Below are 23,513 nucleotides of genomic sequence, written 5' to 3' on the forward strand. Positions count from 1 at the left end.
GCCCGAAGCTATCACTCAGCTGCCGGAAGGCGACGGGATTCGTCATGGATCTGTCCGATCTCGGAAGCCGAATATCGGAACGGCGTTTCAGACTGGTTCCAAGCACAGCACCGACGCAGTGTGCGACGCACATCTCGTCGCCGGGTCTAGACGGGGCGGCGGGAAGAATCAATCGAATACGAACGGAGCGGCTATGAGTTATGTGATGTCCTCGAGGGAGGTGCAGGAGTTCCAATCGAGTTTCCAGAAAGCAGCGTTCACGGTCGAGGGTGTCTCGGTCGAGTTCGAAACGACGCCGGAATTCGTACGCTCGGTGCTTCCGCCGGACCTGGAGCCGGTGGGGTCGAGCGGTATCGCTTCGGTCGCGCAGTGGCAATGCGGGCTTTCAGGTGAGTTCGAGTCGGCGGCGGTGATGCTCAACGTCCGATGGAGAGAGTTCGTCGGTTCGTATTACCTCACCTTGTTCATTTCGGGGGACATGCCTGTGACGATCGGCCGGGACCTCTGGGGCGAACCGAAGAAGACGGGTGAATGCCGCCTCTACCGGGACGCGGACGACATGTACGGGTACGGCGCACGAAACGGCGTTCGGGGCATCCAGATCGAGGCGCGTTTCGGAGAGGAACTCGGCCCCCGCGCTGTTGTGTCCAACTCAATCGAGGTGGGGCTCCCGCTCACTCACAACGCGGGTGCGGCCGGCGATCCGTGGATCTCGATCGACCGAATCGAACGTGAACTGGGTGCATACCGCGAGGGCGAAGGCGAACTCGTACTGACCGGTACGCCGTTCGATCCGCTGGACGAGATTCCGGTGCTGTCGACGGGTCTCGCGAGGCACTACACGGGGAAGTCGACCCTTGAGACCGTTCTCCGCGAGACGATTCCTGGGAAGGGGGACGAGTATCTCCCATTCCACCTCGGGCGTTCGTTCGATAAGATCAATGTCGGTCGTTCACCGATGCGGGAGCGAAGCGCGGACGTGCGATGAACATTCTCGTGATCGGCGGAAGCCGCGGTGTTGGAAAGGCTGTAGTCCTCGGGATGTCGCGTCCGGGGAACGTCATCTTCTTGAACAATCGCGAGGTCGACAGTGCAGTGTCGGAGGTCCGTGCAACGGCGGAGGAACTGGGCGCGACGGTCGTGCTCGTGCCAGGCGACATCGCGTCACCGGAGGGCGCGAACAACGTCGCCGACGCGGTGCGAGAACGTTCCGACCGCATCGACCTCGTGGTCCATTGTGCTGTGGCCGGGTATCCGGTTGATTCCTTGACCTCGACGCCGGATCAGCTTCGGCATGCAGTCGAGGTCAATGCGTTGTCGCTCGTCTACGTTGTCCAGGCCGTCGCCGACCTGCTGGGGCGAGGCAGCTCGATCGTGTACCTCTCCAGTCGCGGAGCCCGAGTTGCACTGCGTGACTACGTCACAGTGGGGGGCGACCAAGGCGATGGCTGAAGCGCTCGTACGCTACCTCGCTGTCGATCTCGCGCCGATCGGAGTTCGCGTGAACGCGCTGTCGCCGACCGCGCTCGACACGGAGGGATTCCGCGAGATATTCGGGCGAGAGGCAGACGCACGACTGGAAGCTGCGAATCGACTCAGTCCCTCTGGACGTGCGGTCGATCTCGACGATGTCGTCGGGGTCGTCGAGTTTCTCGCTTCACCGGAAGCGCAGATGTTCCACGGCCAGACCTTCGTTCTCGACGGCGGAGCCCTCCTCGTCGGTTGACCTGAATCGAAACTTGTAATCAATGAAAGGATCCAGAAACATGTCTAGCCCCGTCATCGTCGGTGAGGTCAGCTTCGCCGAGCTCGAGTCGCGTCCGATTGCATCCGAGGAGGACGGAGACCCTACGGAGCCTCGGATGCAGTTGTTCGTCGAGAATTCCGGAATGCGTAGCGGACTCCTGATGTACGGCCCATGTGATGTCACCGAAGAGGTCCGCAACTATTCCTCGATGCACATTCTCTCGGGAGAACTCAGCCTCACCGTCGACGGTGTCACGACCGACATCGGCGGGGGAGACATCGCTCATTTCGTCCCGGGACAGACTGTGTTGATCTCGGCGAAGACTCAGATCCGTGAAGTGTTCACTACGTGCGGTCCGTTCTCGAAAGTTGCGGACGGGAACCAAACCGGTGCAGATTCGGTCGGTGTCGACGACTGATCGGCAGTGCGCTCATTCACCTCGACTTGACGCAGGGAAATGCATCGAGGTGGGTCTCACTTGAGATCGACGAATGGTGTCGAATCGGGGAGATCTCCGCGAAATCGAGCACAGTGCCGTGGTGCGCCGTGGGGCCCCGGAGCGAACGGACTGCCGCGAAGGCGTGACGTCGATCCGGTGTCAGCGCACCGGGTCGACAGAGCTGCGGGCGCCTTGCACGAGGGAGCACCAGGAAGCCGGTCGGCTTGGTCTGTACCTGGGGCCGACGCCGTTCGCGCGGGCGATGTCGCGGTAGGCCGCGACGGCGGGGGTCGCGTGGCGTGTCAGCGACGGATCGGTCTGCACGTTCACTGTGTAGAGACCGAATCGCGGCGTGTAACTGCCCCATTCGTAGTTGTCGGTGAGGCTCCAGTAGTTGAATCCCATGACGTTGATTCCGTCGTTGCGGGCACGCTGCGCCCGGTAGACGAGGTCTCGCGGAGGTGATCTTCCCACTTGTATCCGTCTGGGCGCGTGTTGCCGTGTCGCCCGTAGGCGCTCAGTACCTGTTGCGCACGGCGGTCGGTGAGGCTCCGAACCACCTCGTGCACGCCCTAGTGAACGCCGACAGCTCAGAGAATCCGAGAGTCTGCGCGAGCTGACTGGCGGGCATCGTCGACTCGATCAGGTATCGGTGCGCGGTGTTTCGCATGACGTCGTCTTTGATTCCTGCGAAGGATGTTCCTTCTCGGCCGAGGTGACGCTGCATGGTTCTGGGGTGTAGTGACAGCGACTTCGCGACAGCACCGTAGTCGGCGTCCTCCGTGCCAAGCGTCCGGAAGACCCGGTGGCGCACGCGCTCGGTAAGGGTCGCGTCGGGAAGTGGAAACCTCGACTCGATGTAGGTGAGCGCATTGGCGCGGATGTCGTCGTCTGCGTCAGGAATGCGTGCATCGAGAAACCATGCCGGGACTACGATCTGAGCCCGCCGACTTTCTGGGTGGACGGTGGCAGCGAAGAACTGGATATACCTGGTCAACGGTGCCGACGGAGTGTGCGGAACCCACACTGACACGGGCCGATAGACTCCGCCGAGCACGATCGCGAACAGTCTGTGACAGGTGGCCAGAACCAGATCGATCGTCTGTCTCACAGGCGGCAGGGGATCGAGCACGAGATCGAAGAGGATCGCGGCGCTGCCGTCGGCCTCCTCGACCGACAAAGTGACGGCAGGACTGTGAATGAACAGCCACTGACTCGCCAGATCCAAAATGCTTCGGACAGTCGGTGCATTGCGCAGTGCGGCGGTGAGCGGGCCGAAGGCATCGATGTCTTGGTAGTGCGAGAGTTGCAGTGCGAAGTCCGGGCACTCGAGGTCTCCGGCTGCGCGCTCAAGGAGATGCATCGCGGCACGTGCTGAGATCAGCGCGTCCTCGTCGACCAAGGCGTCAGGTGGCAGCCCGGCGTCCTCGAGCAGCGCAGACGGTTCGCCGCCCAACTGCGTCACCAGCTCAGTCCAGCCTCGCAGGCTGCCCGGCCGCACGCTTGTCTCCACGGCCTCCGACGCTCCCCAACTTGTCGCCTAATGTCAAGCTTTGCTGGCTTCTCGCTGGTTGTATCGGACCGACAGTCCACAGCCAGTAGTCAGGAAACGAACATGCATGACGCATTGCGCACCCCTTTGCGCATCGGCGGCCTCGAAGTACCGGGACGCCTCTTCAAGTCGGCGACTCACGAGACCCGTGCGACCGTCGACGGTGCCGTTACCGACGAACTGCTCGACTTCTACCGCCCGATGGTCGAAGCGGGGACGCCACTGATCGTCACCGGCAACCTCTTCGTGTCGTGGCAAGGCAAGTCGGCATATCGGCAGGGCGGAATCCATTCCGATGAGATGATCCCAGGACTGCGTGAGTGGGCCGATCTCGCGCATTCCGGCGGGAGCGCATTGTTCGCGCAGCTCAATCACGGCGGCCGTCAGATGACCAAGCCGGCCGAGGGCGTTCCTGAGGCGATTTCGGCTTCTAATCGCCGTGAGAAGGCGCAAGGCACCAAGCCCCGCCCACTGCGCCTGGACGAGGTTCCGGCCCTCCTGGAGACGTACGCTGCTGCGGCCGGCCGCGCGCAGGAGGCCGGACTGGACGGCGTCCAGATCCAGATGGCGCACGGGTATTTCCTCAGCCAGTTCCTCAGCCCCGAATCGAACCGTCGACACGACGCCTACGGCGGCTCCGCACGAGCTCGCATGCAGTTGCCGCTTGAGGTGTACCGCGCCGTCCGTGATCGCGTCGGCCCCGACTTCCCGGTCATCATCAAGATCAACGGAACCGACACCATCCCGTGGGGAGGGGTGAAACTCGCCGATCAGATCGAGTTGGCGTTGCGACTGCAGGATGAAGGGATCGACGCCGTCGAAGTGACACGCGGCCATTTCTCGTCGTTTCCGAGCACCACATCGGGCCACTTCAAAGGGTACGTCAAGGCTCAACTGGACGACGGCGCGATGCGGGAGGCCTCGCCCAAGCGTCGGGCGGTGCTTCGAGCGCTGGGTCCACTCGCCGAGTTCGGCTACGAGCGGGCGTTCCGGCCGGCCGAGGGGTACAACCTGCCGCAGGCCCAGGAGTTCAGCCGTGCCCTCGACATTCCGGTGATCACCGTCGGCGGCTTCCGCGACCCCGTGGCGATGAACGAAGCGATCAGTTCGGGCAAGACGAGTGCGGTGTCGAGTGCACGCGGCCTCATCGCCAACCCCTACCTCTACCGCGAACTGGACGATCCGGCCGCCAACATCACCTGCACGCTGTGCAACAAGTGCATCGGTGTAGCGGGAGGACTGCCAGTCGCGTGTTACGACCCCACCGTCCTCCAGCGACGCGAGGCGGCGGGGCTGGATATTCGATGATCACTCCGGCAACTCCTCTCCAGATCGGCCAGATGGTCGTAGACGGGCGGCTTTACAAGTCCGCGACCAGTGAGACCCGCGCAAGTGACGACGGCTTCGTCACCAACGACCTGCTTGATTTCTACCGCCCGATGATTACCGCAGGCACTCCGCTCATCGTCACCGGTAGTCTCTTCGTCTCTCGGCAGGGGAAGTCAGCGGGGCGGCAGGCCGGAATCGACGACGATGACAAGATCGCGGGTCTCGCACAGTGGGCCGAACTCGCCCACTCGGGCCGAACAAAACTGATCGCCCAGCTCAATCACGGCGGAAGACAGATCGCCAAGGCGCTGCCCGGGGAGCGGATCGTCTCCGCCTCGAACATTCGCGAACCGCTGTACGGCAGCAAACCAGTCCCGCTTCGCCGCGACGAGATCCCAGCGGTGGTGCAGTCGTTCGCTGAGGCGGCGCGGCGAGCGGTCGAAGCCGGCATGGACGGCGTTCAGATCCACGCCGCACACGGTTATCTCCTCAGCCAGTTCCTGACCCCGCACACCAACAGGCGGAATGACGACTACGGCGGGCCCCTGGACAATCGGGCACGCCTGCTTCTCGAGGTGCTCGGCGCGGTGCGGGCCAGCGTGGGCGACTCGTACCCGATTCTGGTGAAGCTCAACGGCACCGACGATCTGCCGCTGCGACGAGCCGCGGACACTGGCGAACTCCTCCAGGTCGCGCGCTGGCTGCAGGACGACGGTGCCGACGCTATCGAGATCTCGCGTGGCCACTACGAGTCCTGGCCCGGCATGGTCCAGGGCAACTACCGCGGGTTCCTGGTCAACTCTGTGACCCGTGGGCCGCTGGCTTCGAGTTCGCGGCTCCGCAAGTCGATGATCTTCGCCGCGTCGCCGGTCGTCGAAAGAGTTGCCGGGCGCCTCCGACCGCCCGTGGAGGGGTTCAATCTGGGCCATGCGGCCGAAGTGGCTGAGGCCCTGACGATTCCGGTGATCTGCGTCGGTGGATTCCACAGCAAGGAGGGCATCGGGCACGCCGTCGGCAGTGGAATGGTCGATGCAGTCTCAGCAGCGAGGGCGTTCATCGCCGACCCGTTCCTATATCGCAACGTGGTGTCGACGCCCAACGAGCACCGGCCGGTCTGTGGCTACTGCAATCTGTGCATCGCGTCGTTCAGCACCACGCGGATCGACTGCGGCAGCCCAGACATCCGAACTCTCCGGGACGTGATGATCCGACAGGACGCGGGCGAGCCGACCGCGACGCCGGACTGACCGAGGGCGCTGGACGTCGCGGGGTAGGCGGCCCGTATCGGGTATCCCCCGGAGACGCTCAGTCGTCGTAGTGAAGAGCCGACACCGGGCCAGGGCCTGCTCGGTGCAGGACAGGGCCTTTGGCGACGTCGTCCTTAAGGTAGCGGTCGAAGAATGCCGACGAGTAGCGCATGTAGACGTTCGCCATCGGCGCGAATGCGGTGTAACCCACGAGGTTCATCGCCGCGGCTGCGGTCGGGTTCGCGGTCAGCATGTCGGTCACCATGAAGTGGTTGGTGTTCGTGATCTCCACAAAGTACTTCGGTCCCGAGGCGCCCTCAAACGTCTGCCACTGCTGCTTCCTCGACGACTCCAGGTACGGGTCCTCTCCGGTGAGGAACATCAGCGGAACATCTATGTCGTGCGCTGCCCTGACGATCTGGCGGTCGTTGATGAAAATCGGGGAGGCAAGTGGGAGGATCGCCTTGATCCGCTTGTCGCGGAACAGATGGGGATCAGTCGAGCGTGACCTGGACGGCATCGCGCACGGATCGATGTCGGTGATGTACCCGTTGAGGTTTCGGTCGGCGGCGGTCATCGGATAGTCGCAATTCATCGCCTGCCCGCCGTACAACAGCGTGTATGCGGCACCGAGCGAGTGGCCGCTCATCCCGATCCGCTCAGGGTCGATCATGCCCTGCAGACGGTCTCCCGAAGCGTGGTTGCGCGCGAGGGTGACGTCGAGCCCACGAGTTATCTCCGCTGGACGGTATGTCATGCCGAACTGCGTCTTCTTGAACCAGTCCCCCATGATGGCGAAGACGGAGTCGCTCGGATTCATGGCCGACAGATCCCCGAGCGCCCGGACTGTAGTCTCGACGGGGTTGTTGCGTTTCCAGAATCCGAGGGTGGTCGTCGGCTTCGAATCAAGATGGTCGATGCCGATGGCCACGTAGCCGTGACTGGCGAGATTCTGGGTGTAGAAGTAGTATCCGTCCCCCGGTGCGCCCAAACTCAGCTGAGAAGACGATCAGAGGATACGGACCGTCGCCACGCTCCGGCGCGGCGTTCTGTACCGCCACACCGCGAACTCCACCTTCGGTCCGGTAGGGTTTCGCGCCCTTCGCGTGCACAGCGGGATACCAGGTTGTCACCTTGATGTCGCCGCCAGCGACTGAGTGTCGTCGGACGTCGACGCCCACTTGATGTGGCCCGGTGGGCAGTGCGGTCGCAAAGCCATCGGCGGGATGTGGGAGGGCGGGCAATGCGTTGGGAGATGGCACTGCCAGCACACTCGTCACCGCAACAATCACGGTCGTCACCAGTATGCGAATCATGTAAGTCATCGCACATCCCCCAACCAATTTCTGGAATGATCGCTACAGTAAAAGTGCCGTACATCACAAGTCAAGAGGCTGGGGCGGCGAGTCGGCGGGGGAAGAGTTGCGCAGCACGCCCTAATCGGCACTCGGGCGGCGGCGGATCACCCAGACCATCGTCATCGAGATGACGACCTCGTCGGATTGATTCCGCGGGAGGACCTCGGTCGTGAGATCTGCACGACCGTCACGGAGCGTCACGTCGGCATTGGGCCATAATTAACTCGGCGTATTAATTATGGTTAGGTCCGTTGAGGCGCTGCGGAGCATAACTAACCTGCTGAGCCAGTGGTGACGTAGCAGTGCGCCGGTGTCAGCGCACCGGGTCGACACAGCTGCGGACGCCTTGGACGAGGGAACACCAGGAAGCCGGCCGGCTGGGCCGGTAGGTCGGGCCGACGCCGTTCGCGCGGGCGATGTCGCGGTAGGCCGAGACGGCGGGGGTCGCGTGTCGTGTCAGCGATGGATCGGTCTTCACATTCACGGTGTACAGGCCGAATCGCGGTGTGTAGCTGCCCCATTCGTAGTTGTCGGTGAGGCTCCAGTAGTTGAAGCCCATGACGTTGATGCCGTCGTTGCGGGCGCGCTGCGTCCAGTAGACGAGGTCACGGAGGTGATCCTCGCGCTTGTAGCCGTCCGGGCGCACCTTCCCGCCCTCGGTCGGCATGCCGGTCTCCACGACGTACAGGGGCTTGCCGGGGAAGCGTTCGGAGTAGTCGCGGAACGCGTAGTAGATGCCGTCCGCGGCGACCGAGGCCTTCCACTTGTCCGAGGTGATGGTCCAGATCGCCGGTTCGGCGGGGGACAGGGAGTAGTACGAGTTGAACGCTATGTAGTCGAGCTTGTCGCGGACGCCGTCCTGGAAGATCACGTCCAGGGCCGTCTGCACCGCCGGGATGTACGCGGAGGTCGACGAGACCATCGCGCCCGGTGAGCGGTGGTGGATGTAGTCGTAGATTCCGCGGTGCACGGCGACCAGTCGGGACGCCATCGTCGGGGCGTCCTTCACGCTGATGCCGCCGAACTTGACCTCGTTCATGATGTAGAGGGTCGGCTCGTTGACGGTGATCCACAGCGGGGACAGGTGCGCATATCGATCGACGACCATGCGCTGATGTCGCAACCACGATCCTGCGGTGCGCGCATCTGCCCAACCACCGCGGTCGGCGATCCAGCCGGGGAGAACCCAATGGTCGAGGGTCAGCATGGGACGCATGCCCGCACCGGTGATCGCGGCGAGCAGATCGTCGTAGTAGGCCAGTTCGCGTGTGTCGATCCGACCGGGAGAGGGCTCGATCCGCGACCATTCGATGCTGACGCGGTACACCTTCATGCCCATCGAGCGGGCTCGCTCGACATCCTCGCGATAGTGGTGGCGGAAGTCGACCGCCGTGCCGATCGGGTCCTCGACCTTGGTCGACGCGGCGTATCGGGACCAGTTGCTGTCGGGTGAGGACCCCTCGGTCTGGAACCCGGACGCCGATACGCCCCACAGGAAGTCGTCGGGCAGCGGCGCATTCACTCGGGCGTCGCTCGGGGGTGTCGCCAACATCGCCAGGCCGCCGAGCAGCATGGCGACGACTGCTGAGGACAGAATGCGTCGTGGAGGGGTGGTCATTGCAGCTTCCTGACTCTGGAGTCTGACGAGAAGTCGTCCGGACGTCTCGCAGGCGTTGTGACGGCTAGGGAGTGTCTCTATCACTGGTTGAATGGACCGCTTGGAACTTACGTCCAGCCCGAGGCCGTCGGACGGCGGCGGATCACCGAGACCATCGTCATCGAGATGACGACGTCGTCGGATTGATTCCGTGCGACGACCTCGGTCGTGAGATCTGCACGACCGTCACGGAGCGTCACGTCGGCGATCGTCAACGTTCCGTGCAGGACGTCGCCTGGGTGTACCGGGCGGCGAAGACTCACGTCGCGGATTGACTTGCCCGCGATCAATGCGACGGTTGAATAGAAGTTGTCCGCCTGCATGCGCTGCACGGCGGACATCGTGTGGATGCCACTCGAGATGAGCCCGCCGAAGGGCCAGTCCAGTGCGCGCACGGGATCGATGTGGAAGGGGAGCGGATCGTATTTCGTGGCGTACTCGATGATCTCCGCCTCGGTGAAGGCGTACGTGCCCAGGTCGTGGGTGCTCCCCACTTGGAGGTCGTCGGCGAAGGCGATCGCAGTGGATGAGATCGACAACTCAGCTCGCCCCGATCAGGCGCGTCACGCTGCGCATGGCGGAGCGCACCACGGTTCCGCGGACTCGGTCGACGAGCGAAGGTCCCGGAATGGGTGCGGCGGTGCCGAATCGGGGGAAGAGCGCGAGGGCGTTGTCCCGGTTGATTCGTCGAATCAGGTCGTCTGACTCGAACGGGTAGGAGTCGAGGCCACCGCAGAAGTACTGCACTGCGGGCTCGGGCGCGAACGGCCAGTCGCTGCCGAACAGCACGTGTCCCGGATCGGCGAAGGCGAGGAGGCTGGGCAGCGCCGCCCGGCTGGCCGACAATGCGGTATCGAAGTAGAAGCCGGAGAAATCGTCGAGCACGTCGAGCGGACTGCGTCCGGACTCGCCCGCGATCGCGACGGCCATTCGGTGCGACGCGTAGGGGACAAAACCGCCCGCATGACTGAGGATGAATCGGATGTGGGGATAGCGCCGACGGATTCCGCTGCTGACCAGCAGATACGCGGCACGAGTCGTGTCGAGGAGGAAGTCGGCCGCGAACGGCGGGATGCCGTCCACGGCCGGAGCCGGCAGATCGGCCGGGTGAATGAAGACGACGGCGGAACGTTCGTCGAGGACCTGGAACAACTCGTCCTGCCCGGGCTCGCCGAGATAGGTGCCGCGCGAGTTCGCCAACAGGACGACACCGTCGGCGTGCAGATGATCGAGAGCGTGTCGCGCCTCCCGTGCGGCCGCCGCGACGTCGGGCAGCGGAAGGGTGGCGAAGTACCCGAAGCGATTCGGATGCTCGGTCGTCAGCCCGGCCGAGAACTCGTTGAGTTCGCGGGCGAGTGCGGCGGCGTCCTGCGCGTCGGCGAGGAACGACGTCCCCGGCGTCGACACCGACAGGATCGCGGCGGCCGTACCGGCACGGTCCATGACACCGAGCGCTGCCTCGGGCGACCAGTCGGGCAACGCCCGGCCACCGGCCTCCGCGATGCCGTGGTCGTCGAGCCGCGCCCGATAGCTGGGCGGGATGAGGTGCTGGTGGACGTCGATACGCTGCATGGAGGTTCCTCGATTCAGCCGATGATGGGACGCCGGCCGCGGGTCTGACGATCCAGTTCGACCTGCATGACGGTGCGGACTCGTTCCGCGTAGTCCTCGGGCCGTTCGTCGGCCTCGGCGCGCATGGCCGGCAGCATCGCCGTGCGGAGTTTCGTCGGCAGCGGCACGTACGGGAGCAGTCCGACCGCCCCGATGTTGACGCCCCACGGAATCGACAGGGTGGTCGGGAGTCGGTTGAGGCGGAAGCGATCGCGGACACCGGTGGCGCGGGCGAGTGCGGCGCCGTCGTCGAGCACGAGGACCGACTCGCCCGCCCCGCTTGTCACGACCGGGACGATCGGCACGCCGTTGTCGATGGCGAGACGCGCGAAGCCGGAGCGGCCGGCGAACACCACGGTGTTCCGATCGCCCCACGATTTGAAGGCGTCGACGTCGCCGCCGGGGAACACGAGCAGATGGCGACCTTCGGCGAAAGCGGTGGTCGCCGCCTCGTGGCTGGCCTTCCGCGCACCGAACGGCTCGATGAGCCCGCCGACTCCGAGCTGCCAGGCGATCTGGTGAGTCAGGACGGTGACGGGACGCTCGTCGCCGCTGGCCCGACGCGCGATGGCGAACGCGATGACGTTGAGGTCGAACACGCCGCCGAACCCGTGGTTGGCGACGAACAAGACCGGTTCGTCCGGGACCGGCGCGGCGATGGTGGTCTCGTGCCGGTTGTACGCCGCGACGGCGGCCTCGACCGCACGCGCGAACGTGTCAGTCCATGAACTCTCCGTCGTCATGTTTCTGATGAAAAATCAATAATTGGCTGACGTCAATGTCGTCCTTGTATCTCTGTGAGGCGAAGGCGCGGCGTCGACGACGGCGCGCTTCGTTCACGAGATACAAGACGCTGGACCGTGCAGCCAATTATTATGATGTTTTCATCAGAAAGAAACATGACGACGGAGAGTTTTCATGACTGAACGTTCGCGCGGCGGTCGAGGCGCCGTCGCGGCGTACAACCGGCACGAGACCACCATCCGCCCGCGCCGGTCCCGGACGAACCGGTCTTGTTCGTCGCCAACCACGGGTTCGGCGGCGTGTTCGACCTCAACGTCATCGCGTTCGCCATCGCGCGTCGGGCCAGCGGCGACGAGCGTCCCGTCACCGTCCTGACTCACCAGATCGCCTGGCAGCTCGGAGTCGGCGGGCTTCATCGAGCCGTTCGTGTGCGCGGAAGGCCAGCCACGAGGCGGCGACCACCGCTTTCGCCGAAGGTCGCCATCTGCTCGTGTTCCCCGGCGGCGACGTCGACGCCTTCAAATCGTGGGGCGATCGGAACACCGTGGTGTTCGCCCGGCCGCTCCGGCCTTCGCGCGTCTCGCCATCGACAACGGCGTGCCGATCGTCCCGGTCGTGACAAGCGGGGCGGGCGAGTCGGTCCTCGTGCTCGACGACGGCGCCGCACTCGCCCGCGCCACCGGTTGTCCGCGATCGCTTCCGCCCTCAACCGACTCCCGACCACCCTGTCGATTCCGTGGGGCGTCAACATCGGGGCGGTCGGACTGCTCCCGTACGTGCCGCTGCCGACGAAACTCCGCACGGCGATGCTGCCGGCCATGCGCGCCGAGGCCGACGAACGGCCCGAGGACTACGCGGAACGAGTCCGCACCGTCATGCAGGTCGAACTGGATCGTCAGACCCGCGGCCGGCGTCCCATCATCGGCTGAATCGAGGAACCTCCATGCAGCGTATCGACGTCCACCAGCACCTCATCCCGCCCAGCTATCGGGCGCGGCTCGACGACCACGGCATCGCGGAGGCCGGTGGCCGGGCGTTGCCCGACTGGTCGCCCGAGGCAGCGCTCGGTGTCATGGACCGTGCCGGTACGGCCGCCGCGATCCTGTCGGTGTCGACGCCGGGGACGTCGTTCCTCGCCGACGCGCAGGACGCCGCCGCACTCGCCCGCGAACTCAACGAGTTCTCGGCCGGGCTGACGACCGAGCATCCGAATCGCTTCGGGTACTTCGCCACCCTTCCGCTGCCCGACGTCGCGGCGGCCGCACGGGAGGCGCGACACGCTCTCGATCATCTGCACGCCGACGGTGTCGTCCTGTTGGCGAACTCGCGCGGCACCTATCTCGGCGAGCCCGGGCAGGACGAGTTGTTCCAGGTCCTCGACGAACGTTCCGCCGTCGTCTTCATTCACCCGGCCGATCTGCCGGCTCCGGCCGTGGACGGCATCCCGCCGTTCGCGGCCGACTTCCTCCTCGACACGACTCGTGCCGCGTATCTGCTGGTCAGCAGCGGAATCCGTCGGCGCTATCCCCACATCCGATTCATCCTCAGTCATGCGGGCGGTTTTGTCCCCTACGCGTCGCACCGAATGGCCGTCGCGATCGCGGGCGAGTCCGGACGCAGTCCGCTCGACGTGCTCGACGATTTCTCCGGCTTCTACTTCGATACCGCATTGTCGGCCAGCCGGGCGGCGCTGCCCAGCCTCCTCGCCTTCGCCGATCCGGGACACGTGCTGTTCGGCAGCGACTGGCCGTTCGCGCCCGAGCCCGCAGTGCAGTACTTCTGCGGTGGCCTCGACTCCTACCCGTTCGAGTCAGACGACCTGATTCGACGAATCAACCGGGACAACGCCCTCGCGCTCTTCCCCCGATTCGGCACCGCCGCACCCATTCCGGGACCTTCGCTCGTCGACCGAGTCCGCGGAACCGTGGTGCGCTCCGCCATGCGCAGCGTGACGCGCCTGATCGGGGCGAGCTGAGTTGTCGATCTCATCCACTGCGATCGCCTTCGCCGACGACCTCCAAGTGGGGAGCACCCACGACCTGGGCACGTACGCCTTCACCGAGGCGGAGATCATCGAGTACGCCACGAAATACGATCCGCTCCCCTTCCACATCGATCCCGTGCGCGCACTGGACTGGCCCTTCGGCGGGCTCATCTCGAGTGGCATCCACACGATGTCCGCCGTGCAGCGCATGCAGGCGGACAACTTCTATTCAACCGTCGCATTGATCGCGGGCAAGTCAATCCGCGACGTGAGTCTTCGCCGCCCGGTACACCCAGGCGACGTCCTGCACGGAACGTTGACGATCGCCGACGTGACGCTCCGTGACGGTCGTGCAGATCTCACGACCGAGGTCGTCGCACGGAATCAATCCGACGACGTCGTCATCTCGATGACGATGGTCTCGGTGATCCGCCGCCGTCCGACGGCCTCGGGCTGGACGTAAGTTCCAAGCGGTCCATTCAACCAGTGATAGAGACACTCCCTAGCCGTCACAACGCCTGCGAGACGTCCGGACGACTTCTCGTCAGACTCCAGAGTCAGGAAGCTGCAATGACCACCCCTCCACGACGCATTCTGTCCTCAGCAGTCGTCGCCATGCTGCTCGGCGGCCTGGCGATGTTGGCGACACCCCCGAGCGACGCCCGAGTGAATGCGCCGCTGCCCGACGACTTCCTGTGGGGCGTATCGGCGTCCGGGTTCCAGACCGAGGGGTCCTCACCCGACAGCAACTGGTCCCGATACGCCGCGTCGACCAAGGTCGAGGACCCGATCGGCACGGCGGTCGACTTCCGCCACCACTATCGCGAGGATGTCGAGCGAGCCCGCTCGATGGGCATGAAGGTGTACCGCGTCAGCATCGAATGGTCGCGGATCGAGCCCTCTCCCGGTCGGATCGACACACGCGAACTGGCCTACTACGACGATCTGCTCGCCGCGATCACCGGTGCGGGCATGCGTCCCATGCTGACCCTCGACCATTGGGTTCTCCCCGGCTGGATCGCCGACCGCGGTGGTTGGGCAGATGCGCGCACCGCAGGATCGTGGTTGCGACATCAGCGCATGGTCGTCGATCGATATGCGCACCTGTCCCCGCTGTGGATCACCGTCAACGAGCCGACCCTCTACATCATGAACGAGGTCAAGTTCGGCGGCATCAGCGTGAAGGACGCCCCGACGATGGCGTCCCGACTGGTCGCCGTGCACCGCGGAATCTACGACTACATCCACCACCGCTCACCGGGCGCGATGGTCTCGTCGACCTCCGCGTACATCCCGGCGGTGCAGACGGCCCTGGACGTGATCTTCCAGGACGGCGTCCGCGACAAGCTCGACTACATAGCGTTCAACTCGTACTACTCCCTGTCCCCCGCCGAACCGGCGATCTGGACCATCACCTCGGACAAGTGGAAGGCCTCGGTCGCCGCGGACGGCATCTACTACGCGTTCCGCGACTACTCCGAACGCTTCCCCGGCAAGCCCCTGTACGTCGTGGAGACCGGCATGCCGACCGAGGGCGGGAAGGTGCGCCCGGACGGCTACAAGCGCGAGGATCACCTCCGTGACCTCGTCTACTGGACGCAGCGCGCCCGCAACGACGGCATCAACGTCATGGGCTTCAACTACTGGAGCCTCACCGACAACTACGAATGGGGCAGCTACACACCGCGATTCGGCCTGTACACCGTGAATGTGAAGACCGATCCATCGCTGACACGACACGCGACCCCCGCCGTCTCGGCCTACCGCGACATCGCCCGCGCGAACGGCGTCGGCCCGACCTACCGGCCCAGCCGGCCGGCTTCCTGGTGTTCCCTCGTCCAAGGCGTCCGCAGCTGTGTCGACCCGGTGCGCTGACACCGGCGCACTGCTACGTCACCACTGGCTCAGCAGGTTAGTTATGCTCCGCAGCGCCTCAACGGACCTAACCATAATTAATACGCCGAGTTAATTATGGCCCAATGCCGACGTGACGCTCCGTGACGGTCGTGCAGATCTCACGACCGAGGTCCTCCCGCGGAATCAATCCGACGAGGTCGTCATCTCGATGACGATGGTCTGGGTGATCCGCCGCCGCCCGAGTGCCGATTAGGGCGTGCTGCGCAACTCTTCCCCCGCCGACTCGCCGCCCCAGCCTCTTGACTTGTGATGTACGGCACTTTTACTGTAGCGATCATTCCAGAAATTGGTTGGGGGATGTGCGATGACTTACATGATTCGCATACTGGTGACGACCGTGATTGTTGCGGTGACGAGTGTGCTGGCAGTGCCATCTCCCAACGCATTGCCCGCCCTCCCACATCCCGCCGATGGCTTTGCGACCGCACTGCCCACCGGGCCACATCAAGTGGGCGTCGACGTCCGACGACACTCAGTCGCTGGCGGCGACATCAAGGTGACAACCTGGTATCCCGCTGTGCACGCGAAGGGCGCGAAACCCTACCGGACCGAAGGTGGAGTTCGCGGTGTGGCGGTACAGAACGCCGCGCCGGAGCGTGGCGACGGTCCGTATCCTCTGATCGTCTTCTCAGCTGAGTTTGGGCGCACCGGGGGACGGATACTACTTCTACACCCAGAATCTCGCCAGTCACGGCTACGTGGCCATCGGCATCGACCATCTTGATTCGAAGCCGACGACCACCCTCGGATTCTGGAAACGCAACAACCCCGTCGAGACTACAGTCCGGGCGCTCGGGGATCTGTCGGCCATGAATCCGAGCGACTCCGTCTTCGCCATCATGGGGGACTGGTTCAAGAAGACGCAGTTCGGCATGACATACCGTCCAGCGGAGATAACTCGTGGGCTCGACGTCACCCTCGCGCGCAACCACGCTTCGGGAGACCGTCTGCAGGGCATGATCGACCCTGAGCGGATCGGGATGAGCGGCCACTCGCTCGGTGCCGCATACACGCTGTTGTACGGCGGGCAGGCGATGAATTGCGACTATCCGATGACCGCCGCCGACCGAAACCTCAACGGGTACATCACCGACATCGATCCGTGCGCGATGCCGTCCAGGTCACGCTCGACTGATCCCCATCTGTTCCGCGACAAGCGGATCAAGGCGATCCTCCCACTTGCCTCCCCGATTTTCATCAACGACCGCCAGATCGTCAGGGCAGCGCACGACATAGATGTTCCGCTGATGTTCCTCACCGGAGAGGACCCGTACCTGGAGTCGTCGAGGAAGCAGCAGTGGCAGACGTTTGAGGGCGCCTCGGGACCGAAGTACTTTGTGGAGATCACGAACACCAACCACTTCATGGTGACCGACATGCTGACCGCGAACCCGACCGCAGCCGCGGCGATGAACCTCGTGGGTTACACCGCATTCGCGCCGATGGCGAACGTCTACATGCGCTACTCGTCGGCATTCTTCGACCGCTACCTTAAGGACGACGTCGCCAAAGGCCCTGTCCTGCACCGAGCAGGCCCTGGCCCGGTGTCGGCTCTTCACTACGACGACTGAGCGTCTCCGGGGGATACCCGATACGGGCCGCCTACCCCGCGACGTCCAGCGCCCTCGGTCAGTCCGGCGTCGCGGTCGGCTCGCCCGCGTCCTGTCGGATCATCACGTCCCGGAGAGTTCGGATGTCTGGGCTGCCGCAGTCGATCCGCGTGGTGCTGAACGACGCGATGCACAGATTGCAGTAGCCACAGACCGGCCGGTGCTCGTTGGGCGTCGACACCACGTTGCGATATAGGAACGGGTCGGCGATGAACGCCCTCGCTGCTGAGACTGCATCGACCATTCCACTGCCGACGGCGTGCCCGATGCCCTCCTTGCTGTGGAATCCACCGACGCAGATCACCGGAATCGTCAGGGCCTCAGCCACTTCGGCCGCATGGCCCAGATTGAACCCCTCCACGGGCGGTCGGAGGCGCCCGGCAACTCTTTCGACGACCGGCGACGCGGCGAAGATCATCGACTTGCGGAGCCGCGAACTCGAAGCCAGCGGCCCACGGGTCACAGAGTTGACCAGGAACCCGCGGTAGTTGCCCTGGACCATGCCGGGCCAGGACTCGTAGTGGCCACGCGAGATCTCGATAGCGTCGGCACCGTCGTCCTGCAGCCAGCGCGCGACCTGGAGGAGTTCGCCAGTGTCCGCGGCTCGTCGCAGCGGCAGATCGTCGGTGCCGTTGAGCTTCACCAGAATCGGGTACGAGTCGCCCACGCTGGCCCGCACCGCGCCGAGCACCTCGAGAAGCAGGCGTGCCCGATTGTCCAGGGGCCCGCCGTAGTCGTCATTCCGCCTGTTGGTGTGCGGGGTCAGGAACTGGCTGAGGAGATAACCGTGTGCGGCGTGGATCTGAACGCCGTCCATGCCGGCTTCGACCGCTCGCCGCGCCGCCTCAGCGAACGACTGCACCACCGCTGGGATCTCGTCGCGGCGAAGCGGGACTGGTTTGCTGCCGTACAGCGGTTCGCGAATGTTCGAGGCGGAGACGATCCGCTCCCCGGGCAGCGCCTTGGCGATCTGTCTTCCGCCGTGATTGAGCTGGGCGATCAGTTTTGTTCGGCCCGAGTGGGCGAGTTCGGCCCACTGTGCGAGACCCGCGATCTTGTCATCGTCGTCGATTCCGGCCTGCCGCCCCGCTGACTTCCCCTGCCGAGAGACGAAGAGACTACCGGTGACGATGAGCGGAGTGCCTGCGGTAATCATCGGGCGGTAGAAATCAAGCAGGTCGTTGGTGACGAAGCCGTCGTCACTTGCGCGGGTCTCACTGGTCGCGGACTTGTAAAGCCGCCCGTCTACGACCATCTGGCCGATCTGGAGAGGAGTTGCCGGAGTGATCATCGAATATCCAGCCCCGCCGCCTCGCGTCGCTGGAGGACGGTGGGGTCGTAACACGCGACTGGCAGTCCTCCCGCTACACCGATGCACTTGTTGCACAGCGTGCAGGTGATGTTGGCGGCCGGATCGTCCAGTTCGCGGTAGAGGTAGGGGTTGGCGATGAGGCCGCGTGCACTCGACACCGCACTCGTCTTGCCCGAACTGATCGCTTCGTTCATCGCCACGGGGTCGCGGAAGCCGCCGACGGTGATCACCGGAATGTCGAGGGCACGGCTGAACTCCTGGGCCTGCGGCAGGTTGTACCCCTCGGCCGGCCGGAACGCCCGCTCGTAGCCGAACTCGGCGAGTGGACCCAGCGCTCGAAGCACCGCCCGACGCTTGGGCGAGGCCTCCCGCATCGCGCCGTCGTCCAGTTGAGCCTTGACGTACCCTTTGAAGTGGCCCGATGTGGTGCTCGGAAACGACGAGAAATGGCCGCGTGTCACTTCGACGGCGTCGATCCCTTCATCCTGCAGTCGCAACGCCAACTCGATCTGATCGGCGAGTTTCACCCCTCCCCACGGGATGGTGTCGGTTCCGTTGATCTTGATGATGACCGGGAAGTCGGGGCCGACGCGATCACGGACGGCGCGGTACACCTCAAGCGGCAACTGCATGCGAGCTCGTGCGGAGCCGCCGTAGGCGTCGTGTCGACGGTTCGATTCGGGGCTGAGGAACTGGCTGAGGAAATACCCGTGCGCCATCTGGATCTGGACGCCGTCCAGTCCGGCCTCCTGCGCGCGGCCGGCCGCAGCAGCGTACGTCTCCAGGAGGGCCGGAACCTCGTCCAGGCGCAGTGGGCGGGGCTTGGTGCCTTGCGCCTTCTCACGGCGATTAGAAGCCGAAATCGCCTCAGGAACGCCCTCGGCCGGCTTGGTCATCTGACGGCCGCCGTGATTGAGCTGCGCGAACAATGCGCTCCCGCCGGAATGCGCGAGATCGGCCCACTCACGCAGTCCTGGGATCATCTCATCGGAATGGATTCCGCCCTGCCGATATGCCGACTTGCCTTGCCACGACACGAAGAGGTTGCCGGTGACGATCAGTGGCGTCCCCGCTTCGACCATCGGGCGGTAGAAGTCGAGCAGTTCGTCGGTAACGGCACCGTCGACGGTCGCACGGGTCTCGTGAGTCGCCGACTTGAAGAGGCGTCCCGGTACTTCGAGGCCGCCGATGCGCAAAGGGGTGCGCAATGCGTCATGCATGTTCGTTTCCTGACTACTGGCTGTGGACTGTCGGTCCGATACAACCAGCGAGAAGCCAGCAAAGCTTGACATTAGGCGACAAGTTGGGGAGCGTCGGAGGCCGTGGAGACAAGCGTGCGGCCGGGCAGCCTGCGAGGCTGGACTGAGCTGGTGACGCAGTTGGGCGGCGAACCGTCTGCGCTGCTCGAGGACGCCGGGCTGCCACCTGACGCCTTGGTCGACGAGGACGCGCTGATCTCAGCACGTGCCGCGATGCATCTCCTTGAGCGCGCAGCCGGAGACCTCGAGTGCCCGGACTTCGCACTGCAACTCTCGCACTACCAAGACATCGATGCCTTCGGCCCGCTCACCGCCGCACTGCGCAATGCACCGACTGTCCGAGCATTTTGGATTCTGGCGAGTCAGTGGCTGTTCATTCACAGTCCTGCCGTCACTTTGTCGGTCGAGGAGGCCGACGGCAGCGCCGCGATCCTCTTCGATCTCGTGCTCGATCCCCTGCCGCCTGTGAGACAGACGATCGATCTGGTTCTGGCCACCTGTCACAGACTGTTCGCGATCGTGCTCGGCGGAGTCTATCGGCCCGTGTCAGTGTGGGTTCCGCACACTCCGTCGGCACCGTTGACCAGGTATATCCAGTTCTTCGCTGCCACCGTCCACCCAGAAAGTCGGCGGGCTCAGATCGTAGTCCCGGCATGGTTTCTCGATGCACGCATTCCTGACGCAGACGACGACATCCGCGCCAATGCGCTCACCTACATCGAGTCGAGGTTTCCACTTCCCGACGCGACCCTTACCGAGCGCGTGCGCCACCGGGTCTTCCGGACGCTTGGCACGGAGGACGCCGACTACGGTGCTGTCGCGAAGTCGCTGTCACTACACCCCAGAACCATGCAGCGTCACCTCGGCCGAGAAGGAACATCCTTCGCAGGAATCAAAGACGACGTCATGCGAAACACCGCGCACCGATACCTGATCGAGTCGACGATGCCCGCCAGTCAGCTCGCGCAGACTCTCGGATTCTCTGAGCTGTCGGCGTTCACTAGGGCGTGCACGAGGTGGTTCGGAGCCTCACCGACCGCCGTGCGCAACAGGTACTGAGCGCCTACGGGCGACACGGCAACACGCGCCCAGACGGATACAAGTGGGAAGATCACCTCCGCGAGACCTCGTCTACCGGGCGCAGCGTGCCCGCAACGACGGAATCAACGTCATGGGATTCAACTACTGGAGCCTCACCGACAACTACGAATGGGGCAGTTACACGCCGCGATTCGGTCTCTACACAGTGAACGTGCAGACCGATCCGTCGCTGACACGCCACGCGACCCCCGCCGTCGCGGCCTACCGCGACATCGCCCGCGCGAACGGCGTCGGCCCCAGGTACAGACCAAGCCGACCGGCTTCCTGGTGCTCCCTCGTGCAAGGCGCCCGCAGCTCTGTCGACCCGGTGCGCTGACACCGGATCGACGTCACGCCTTCGCGGCAGTCCGTTCGCTCCGGGGCCCCACGGCGCACCACGGCACTGTGCTCGATTTCGCGGAGATCTCCCCGATTCGACACCATTCGTCGATCTCAAGTGAGACCCACCTCGATGCATTCCCTGCGTCAAGTCGAGGTGAATGAGCGCACTGCCGATCAGTCGTCGACACCGACCGAATCTGCACCGGTTTGGTTCCCGTCCGCAACTTTCGAGAACGGACCGCACGTAGTGAACACTTCACGGATCTGAGTCTTCGCCGAGATCAACACAGTCTGTCCCGGGACGAAATGAGCGATGTCTCCCCCGCCGATGTCGGTCGTGACACCGTCGACGGTGAGGCTGAGTTCTCCCGAGAGAATGTGCATCGAGGAATAGTTGCGGACCTCTTCGGTGACATCACATGGGCCGTACATCAGGAGTCCGCTACGCATTCCGGAATTCTCGACGAACAACTGCATCCGAGGCTCCGTAGGGTCTCCGTCCTCCTCGGATGCAATCGGACGCGACTCGAGCTCGGCGAAGCTGACCTCACCGACGATGACGGGGCTAGACATGTTTCTGGATCCTTTCATTGATTACAAGTTTCGATTCAGGTCAACCGACGAGGAGGGCTCCGCCGTCGAGAACGAAGGTCTGGCCGTGGAACATCTGCGCTTCCGGTGAAGCGAGAAACTCGACGACCCCGACGACATCGTCGAGATCGACCGCACGTCCAGAGGGACTGAGTCGATTCGCAGCTTCCAGTCGTGCGTCTGCCTCTCGCCCGAATATCTCGCGGAATCCCTCCGTGTCGAGCGCGGTCGGCGACAGCGCGTTCACGCGAACTCCGATCGGCGCGAGATCGACAGCGAGGTAGCGTACGAGCGCTTCAGCCATCGCCTTGGTCGCCCCCCACTGTGACGTAGTCACGCAGTGCAACTCGGGCTCCGCGACTGGAGAGGTACACGATCGAGCTGCCTCGCCCCAGCAGGTCGGCGACGGCCTGGACAACGTAGACGAGCGACAACGCATTGACCTCGACTGCATGCCGAAGCTGATCCGGCGTCGAGGTCAAGGAATCAACCGGATACCCGGCCACAGCACAATGGACCACGAGGTCGATGCGGTCGGAACGTTCTCGCACCGCGTCGGCGACGTTGTTCGCGCCCTCCGGTGACGCGATGTCGCCTGGCACGAGCACGACCGTCGCGCCCAGTTCCTCCGCCGTTGCACGGACCTCCGACACTGCACTGTCGACCTCGCGATTGTTCAAGAAGATGACGTTCCCCGGACGCGACATCCCGAGGACTACAGCCTTTCCAACACCGCGGCTTCCGCCGATCACGAGAATGTTCATCGCACGTCCGCGCTTCGCTCCCGCATCGGTGAACGACCGACATTGATCTTATCGAACGAACGCCCGAGGTGGAATGGGAGATACTCGTCCCCCTTCCCAGGAATCGTCTCGCGGAGAACGGTCTCAAGGGTCGACTTCCCCGTGTAGTGCCTCGCGAGACCCGTCGACAGCACCGGAATCTCGTCCAGCGGATCGAACGGCGTACCGGTCAGTACGAGTTCGCCTTCGCCCTCGCGGTATGCACCCAGTTCACGTTCGATTCGGTCGATCGAGATCCACGGATCGCCGGCCGCACCCGCGTTGTGAGTGAGCGGGAGCCCCACCTCGATTGAGTTGGACACAACAGCGCGGGGGCCGAGTTCCTCTCCGAAACGCGCCTCGATCTGGATGCCCCGAACGCCGTTTCGTGCGCCGTACCCGTACATGTCGTCCGCGTCCCGGTAGAGGCGGCATTCACCCGTCTTCTTCGGTTCGCCCCAGAGGTCCCGGCCGATCGTCACAGGCATGTCCCCCGAAATGAACAAGGTGAGGTAATACGAACCGACGAACTCTCTCCATCGGACGTTGAGCATCACCGCCGCCGACTCGAACTCACCTGAAAGCCCGCATTGCCACTGCGCGACCGAAGCGATACCGCTCGACCCCACCGGCTCCAGGTCCGGCGGAAGCACCGAGCGTACGAATTCCGGCGTCCGTTTCGAACTCGACCGAGACACCCTCGACCGTGAACGCTGCTTTCTGGAAACTCGATTGGAACTCCTGCACCTCCCTCGAGGACATCACATAACTCATAGCCGCTCCGTTCGTATTCGATTGATTCTTCCCGCCGCCCCGTCTAGACCCGGCGACGAGATGTGCGTCGCACACTGCGTCGGTGCTGTGCTTGGAACCAGTCTGAAACGCCGTTCCGATATTCGGCTTCCGAGATCGGACAGATCCATGACGAATCCCGTCGCCTTCCGGCAGCTGA

Annotated in this window: 27 protein-coding genes; 13 read left to right on the forward strand and 14 right to left on the reverse strand. The window is 64.2% G+C overall.

Translation table 11 applies throughout. The features are described 5' to 3' along the window. Positions 1 to 193 precede the first annotated feature (193 nt). The 4 genes from GYB83_RS05940 to GYB83_RS05955 are packed head-to-tail and all read left to right on the forward strand — an operon-like array spanning position 194 to position 2,165. On the forward strand, positions 194 to 988 hold the full coding sequence (locus GYB83_RS05940; RefSeq protein WP_161894593.1) for an acetoacetate decarboxylase family protein: 795 nt from the start codon (positions 194 to 196) through the stop codon (positions 986 to 988). Then, complete coding sequence (locus GYB83_RS23810; protein ID WP_161894594.1) at positions 985 to 1,452, forward strand: SDR family oxidoreductase; 468 nt, start codon at positions 985 to 987, stop codon at positions 1,450 to 1,452. The genes GYB83_RS05940 and GYB83_RS23810 overlap by 4 nt, the downstream gene beginning before the upstream one ends. After that, positions 1,445 to 1,726 (forward strand): SDR family oxidoreductase, encoded by a 282-nt coding sequence (locus GYB83_RS23815; protein WP_161894595.1) that lies wholly within the window; start codon positions 1,445 to 1,447, stop codon positions 1,724 to 1,726. The genes GYB83_RS23810 and GYB83_RS23815 overlap by 8 nt, the downstream gene beginning before the upstream one ends. A gap of 40 nt (positions 1,727 to 1,766) precedes the next feature. Next, positions 1,767 to 2,165: a cupin domain-containing protein gene (locus tag GYB83_RS05955; protein ID WP_161894596.1), complete on the forward strand. Its 399-nt coding sequence runs from the start codon at positions 1,767 to 1,769 to the stop codon at positions 2,163 to 2,165. Between the two features lie 180 nt (positions 2,166 to 2,345). On the opposite strand, the gene GYB83_RS05960 is transcribed toward GYB83_RS05955, so the two are convergent. Together GYB83_RS05960 and GYB83_RS05965 are read right to left on the reverse strand one after the other, a co-directional pair. Then, complete coding sequence (locus GYB83_RS05960) at positions 2,346 to 2,660, reverse strand: family 1 glycosylhydrolase (RefSeq protein WP_371865004.1); 315 nt, start codon at positions 2,658 to 2,660, stop codon at positions 2,346 to 2,348. A 43-nt stretch (positions 2,661 to 2,703) separates the two neighbouring features. Continuing rightward, on the reverse strand, positions 2,704 to 3,699 hold the full coding sequence (locus tag GYB83_RS05965; RefSeq protein ID WP_161894597.1) for an AraC family transcriptional regulator: 996 nt from the start codon (positions 3,697 to 3,699) through the stop codon (positions 2,704 to 2,706). A 102-nt stretch (positions 3,700 to 3,801) separates the two neighbouring features. Between GYB83_RS05965 and GYB83_RS05970 the strand changes: the two genes are divergently transcribed. Then, positions 3,802 to 5,046, forward strand: a complete 1,245-nt coding sequence (locus tag GYB83_RS05970) for an NADH:flavin oxidoreductase (RefSeq protein ID WP_161894598.1) — start codon at positions 3,802 to 3,804, stop codon at positions 5,044 to 5,046. After that, positions 5,043 to 6,314 carry an NADH:flavin oxidoreductase gene (locus GYB83_RS05975; RefSeq protein WP_161894599.1) on the forward strand — a complete coding sequence of 424 codons (1,272 nt, stop codon included), beginning with the start codon at positions 5,043 to 5,045 and terminating at the stop codon, positions 6,312 to 6,314. The genes GYB83_RS05970 and GYB83_RS05975 overlap by 4 nt, the downstream gene beginning before the upstream one ends. 58 nt (positions 6,315 to 6,372) lie before the next feature. Here the strand turns inward: GYB83_RS05975 and GYB83_RS05980 are convergent, their stop codons facing one another. The 6 genes from GYB83_RS05980 to GYB83_RS06005 all read right to left on the reverse strand — a co-directional run bounded on the left by GYB83_RS05980 (position 6,373) and on the right by GYB83_RS06005 (position 12,100). Continuing rightward, positions 6,373 to 7,305, reverse strand: a complete 933-nt coding sequence (locus GYB83_RS05980; RefSeq protein WP_161894600.1) for an alpha/beta hydrolase family protein — start codon at positions 7,303 to 7,305, stop codon at positions 6,373 to 6,375. Positions 7,306 to 7,985: 680 nt separating this feature from the next. Beyond that, complete coding sequence (locus GYB83_RS05985; RefSeq protein WP_161894601.1) at positions 7,986 to 9,290, reverse strand: family 1 glycosylhydrolase; 1,305 nt, start codon at positions 9,288 to 9,290, stop codon at positions 7,986 to 7,988. Between the two features lie 107 nt (positions 9,291 to 9,397). Continuing rightward, positions 9,398 to 9,868 carry a MaoC/PaaZ C-terminal domain-containing protein gene (locus tag GYB83_RS05990; protein WP_161894602.1) on the reverse strand — a complete coding sequence of 157 codons (471 nt, stop codon included), beginning with the start codon at positions 9,866 to 9,868 and terminating at the stop codon, positions 9,398 to 9,400. A gap of 1 nt (position 9,869) precedes the next feature. Beyond that, a complete protein-coding gene (locus GYB83_RS05995; RefSeq protein ID WP_161894603.1) occupies positions 9,870 to 10,901 on the reverse strand; it encodes an amidohydrolase family protein in 1,032 nt (343 codons plus the stop codon). A gap of 14 nt (positions 10,902 to 10,915) precedes the next feature. Continuing rightward, positions 10,916 to 11,683, reverse strand: coding sequence for a 1-acyl-sn-glycerol-3-phosphate acyltransferase (locus tag GYB83_RS06000; protein WP_161894604.1), 768 nt, complete (start codon positions 11,681 to 11,683; stop codon positions 10,916 to 10,918). Between the two features lie 144 nt (positions 11,684 to 11,827). Beyond that, on the reverse strand, positions 11,828 to 12,100 hold the full coding sequence (locus GYB83_RS06005) for a hypothetical protein (protein ID WP_161894605.1): 273 nt from the start codon (positions 12,098 to 12,100) through the stop codon (positions 11,828 to 11,830). 267 nt (positions 12,101 to 12,367) lie between these two features. Here GYB83_RS06005 and GYB83_RS06010 point away from each other — a divergent pair, with 267 nt between their 5' ends. The 5 genes from GYB83_RS06010 to GYB83_RS06030 all read left to right on the forward strand — a co-directional run bounded on the left by GYB83_RS06010 (position 12,368) and on the right by GYB83_RS06030 (position 17,156). Further along, the gene (locus tag GYB83_RS06010) at positions 12,368 to 12,613 is read left to right on the forward strand and encodes a hypothetical protein (protein ID WP_161894606.1); all 246 of its coding nucleotides are present in this window, start codon (positions 12,368 to 12,370) and stop codon (positions 12,611 to 12,613) included. A gap of 14 nt (positions 12,614 to 12,627) precedes the next feature. Continuing rightward, the gene (locus GYB83_RS06015) at positions 12,628 to 13,659 is read left to right on the forward strand and encodes an amidohydrolase family protein (protein ID WP_161894603.1); all 1,032 of its coding nucleotides are present in this window, start codon (positions 12,628 to 12,630) and stop codon (positions 13,657 to 13,659) included. A gap of 1 nt (position 13,660) precedes the next feature. Next, positions 13,661 to 14,131, forward strand: a complete 471-nt coding sequence (locus tag GYB83_RS06020; protein ID WP_161894602.1) for a MaoC/PaaZ C-terminal domain-containing protein — start codon at positions 13,661 to 13,663, stop codon at positions 14,129 to 14,131. 107 nt (positions 14,132 to 14,238) lie between these two features. Continuing rightward, complete coding sequence (locus tag GYB83_RS06025) at positions 14,239 to 15,543, forward strand: family 1 glycosylhydrolase (protein WP_161894601.1); 1,305 nt, start codon at positions 14,239 to 14,241, stop codon at positions 15,541 to 15,543. 680 nt (positions 15,544 to 16,223) lie between these two features. After that, positions 16,224 to 17,156, forward strand: a complete 933-nt coding sequence (locus tag GYB83_RS06030) for an alpha/beta hydrolase family protein (protein ID WP_161894600.1) — start codon at positions 16,224 to 16,226, stop codon at positions 17,154 to 17,156. A gap of 58 nt (positions 17,157 to 17,214) precedes the next feature. Here GYB83_RS06030 and GYB83_RS06035 read toward each other — a convergent pair whose 3' ends face one another. Both GYB83_RS06035 and GYB83_RS06040 read right to left on the reverse strand, forming a co-directional pair. Then, on the reverse strand, positions 17,215 to 18,486 hold the full coding sequence (locus GYB83_RS06035; RefSeq protein ID WP_161894599.1) for an NADH:flavin oxidoreductase: 1,272 nt from the start codon (positions 18,484 to 18,486) through the stop codon (positions 17,215 to 17,217). After that, positions 18,483 to 19,727, reverse strand: a complete 1,245-nt coding sequence (locus tag GYB83_RS06040) for an NADH:flavin oxidoreductase (RefSeq protein WP_161894598.1) — start codon at positions 19,725 to 19,727, stop codon at positions 18,483 to 18,485. The genes GYB83_RS06035 and GYB83_RS06040 overlap by 4 nt, the downstream gene beginning before the upstream one ends. Positions 19,728 to 19,829: 102 nt before the next feature. Here GYB83_RS06040 and GYB83_RS06045 point away from each other — a divergent pair, with 102 nt between their 5' ends. Both GYB83_RS06045 and GYB83_RS06050 read left to right on the forward strand, forming a co-directional pair. Beyond that, positions 19,830 to 20,825 carry an AraC family transcriptional regulator gene (locus tag GYB83_RS06045; RefSeq protein WP_161894607.1) on the forward strand — a complete coding sequence of 332 codons (996 nt, stop codon included), beginning with the start codon at positions 19,830 to 19,832 and terminating at the stop codon, positions 20,823 to 20,825. A 43-nt stretch (positions 20,826 to 20,868) separates the two neighbouring features. Next, on the forward strand, positions 20,869 to 21,183 hold the full coding sequence (locus tag GYB83_RS06050) for a family 1 glycosylhydrolase (protein WP_371865004.1): 315 nt from the start codon (positions 20,869 to 20,871) through the stop codon (positions 21,181 to 21,183). Positions 21,184 to 21,362: 179 nt separating this feature from the next. Here the strand turns inward: GYB83_RS06050 and GYB83_RS06055 are convergent, their stop codons facing one another. From GYB83_RS06055 to GYB83_RS06070, 4 genes are read right to left on the reverse strand one after another with little or no spacing between them, the layout of a single operon-like run. Then, positions 21,363 to 21,761, reverse strand: a complete 399-nt coding sequence (locus GYB83_RS06055; protein ID WP_161894596.1) for a cupin domain-containing protein — start codon at positions 21,759 to 21,761, stop codon at positions 21,363 to 21,365. Positions 21,762 to 21,801: 40 nt separating this feature from the next. Beyond that, positions 21,802 to 22,083, reverse strand: a complete 282-nt coding sequence (locus tag GYB83_RS23820) for an SDR family oxidoreductase (RefSeq protein WP_161894595.1) — start codon at positions 22,081 to 22,083, stop codon at positions 21,802 to 21,804. Beyond that, positions 22,076 to 22,543, reverse strand: a complete 468-nt coding sequence (locus GYB83_RS23825) for an SDR family oxidoreductase (protein ID WP_161894594.1) — start codon at positions 22,541 to 22,543, stop codon at positions 22,076 to 22,078. Before GYB83_RS23825 ends, GYB83_RS23820 begins: the two co-directional genes overlap by 8 nt. Further along, complete coding sequence (locus GYB83_RS06070; protein ID WP_228461192.1) at positions 22,540 to 23,259, reverse strand: acetoacetate decarboxylase family protein; 720 nt, start codon at positions 23,257 to 23,259, stop codon at positions 22,540 to 22,542. The genes GYB83_RS23825 and GYB83_RS06070 overlap by 4 nt, the downstream gene beginning before the upstream one ends. Positions 23,260 to 23,513 lie beyond the last annotated feature (254 nt).

The sequence above is a fragment of the Gordonia spumicola genome, assembly GCF_009932475.1.
Lineage (GTDB): Bacteria > Actinomycetota > Actinomycetes > Mycobacteriales > Mycobacteriaceae > Gordonia > Gordonia spumicola.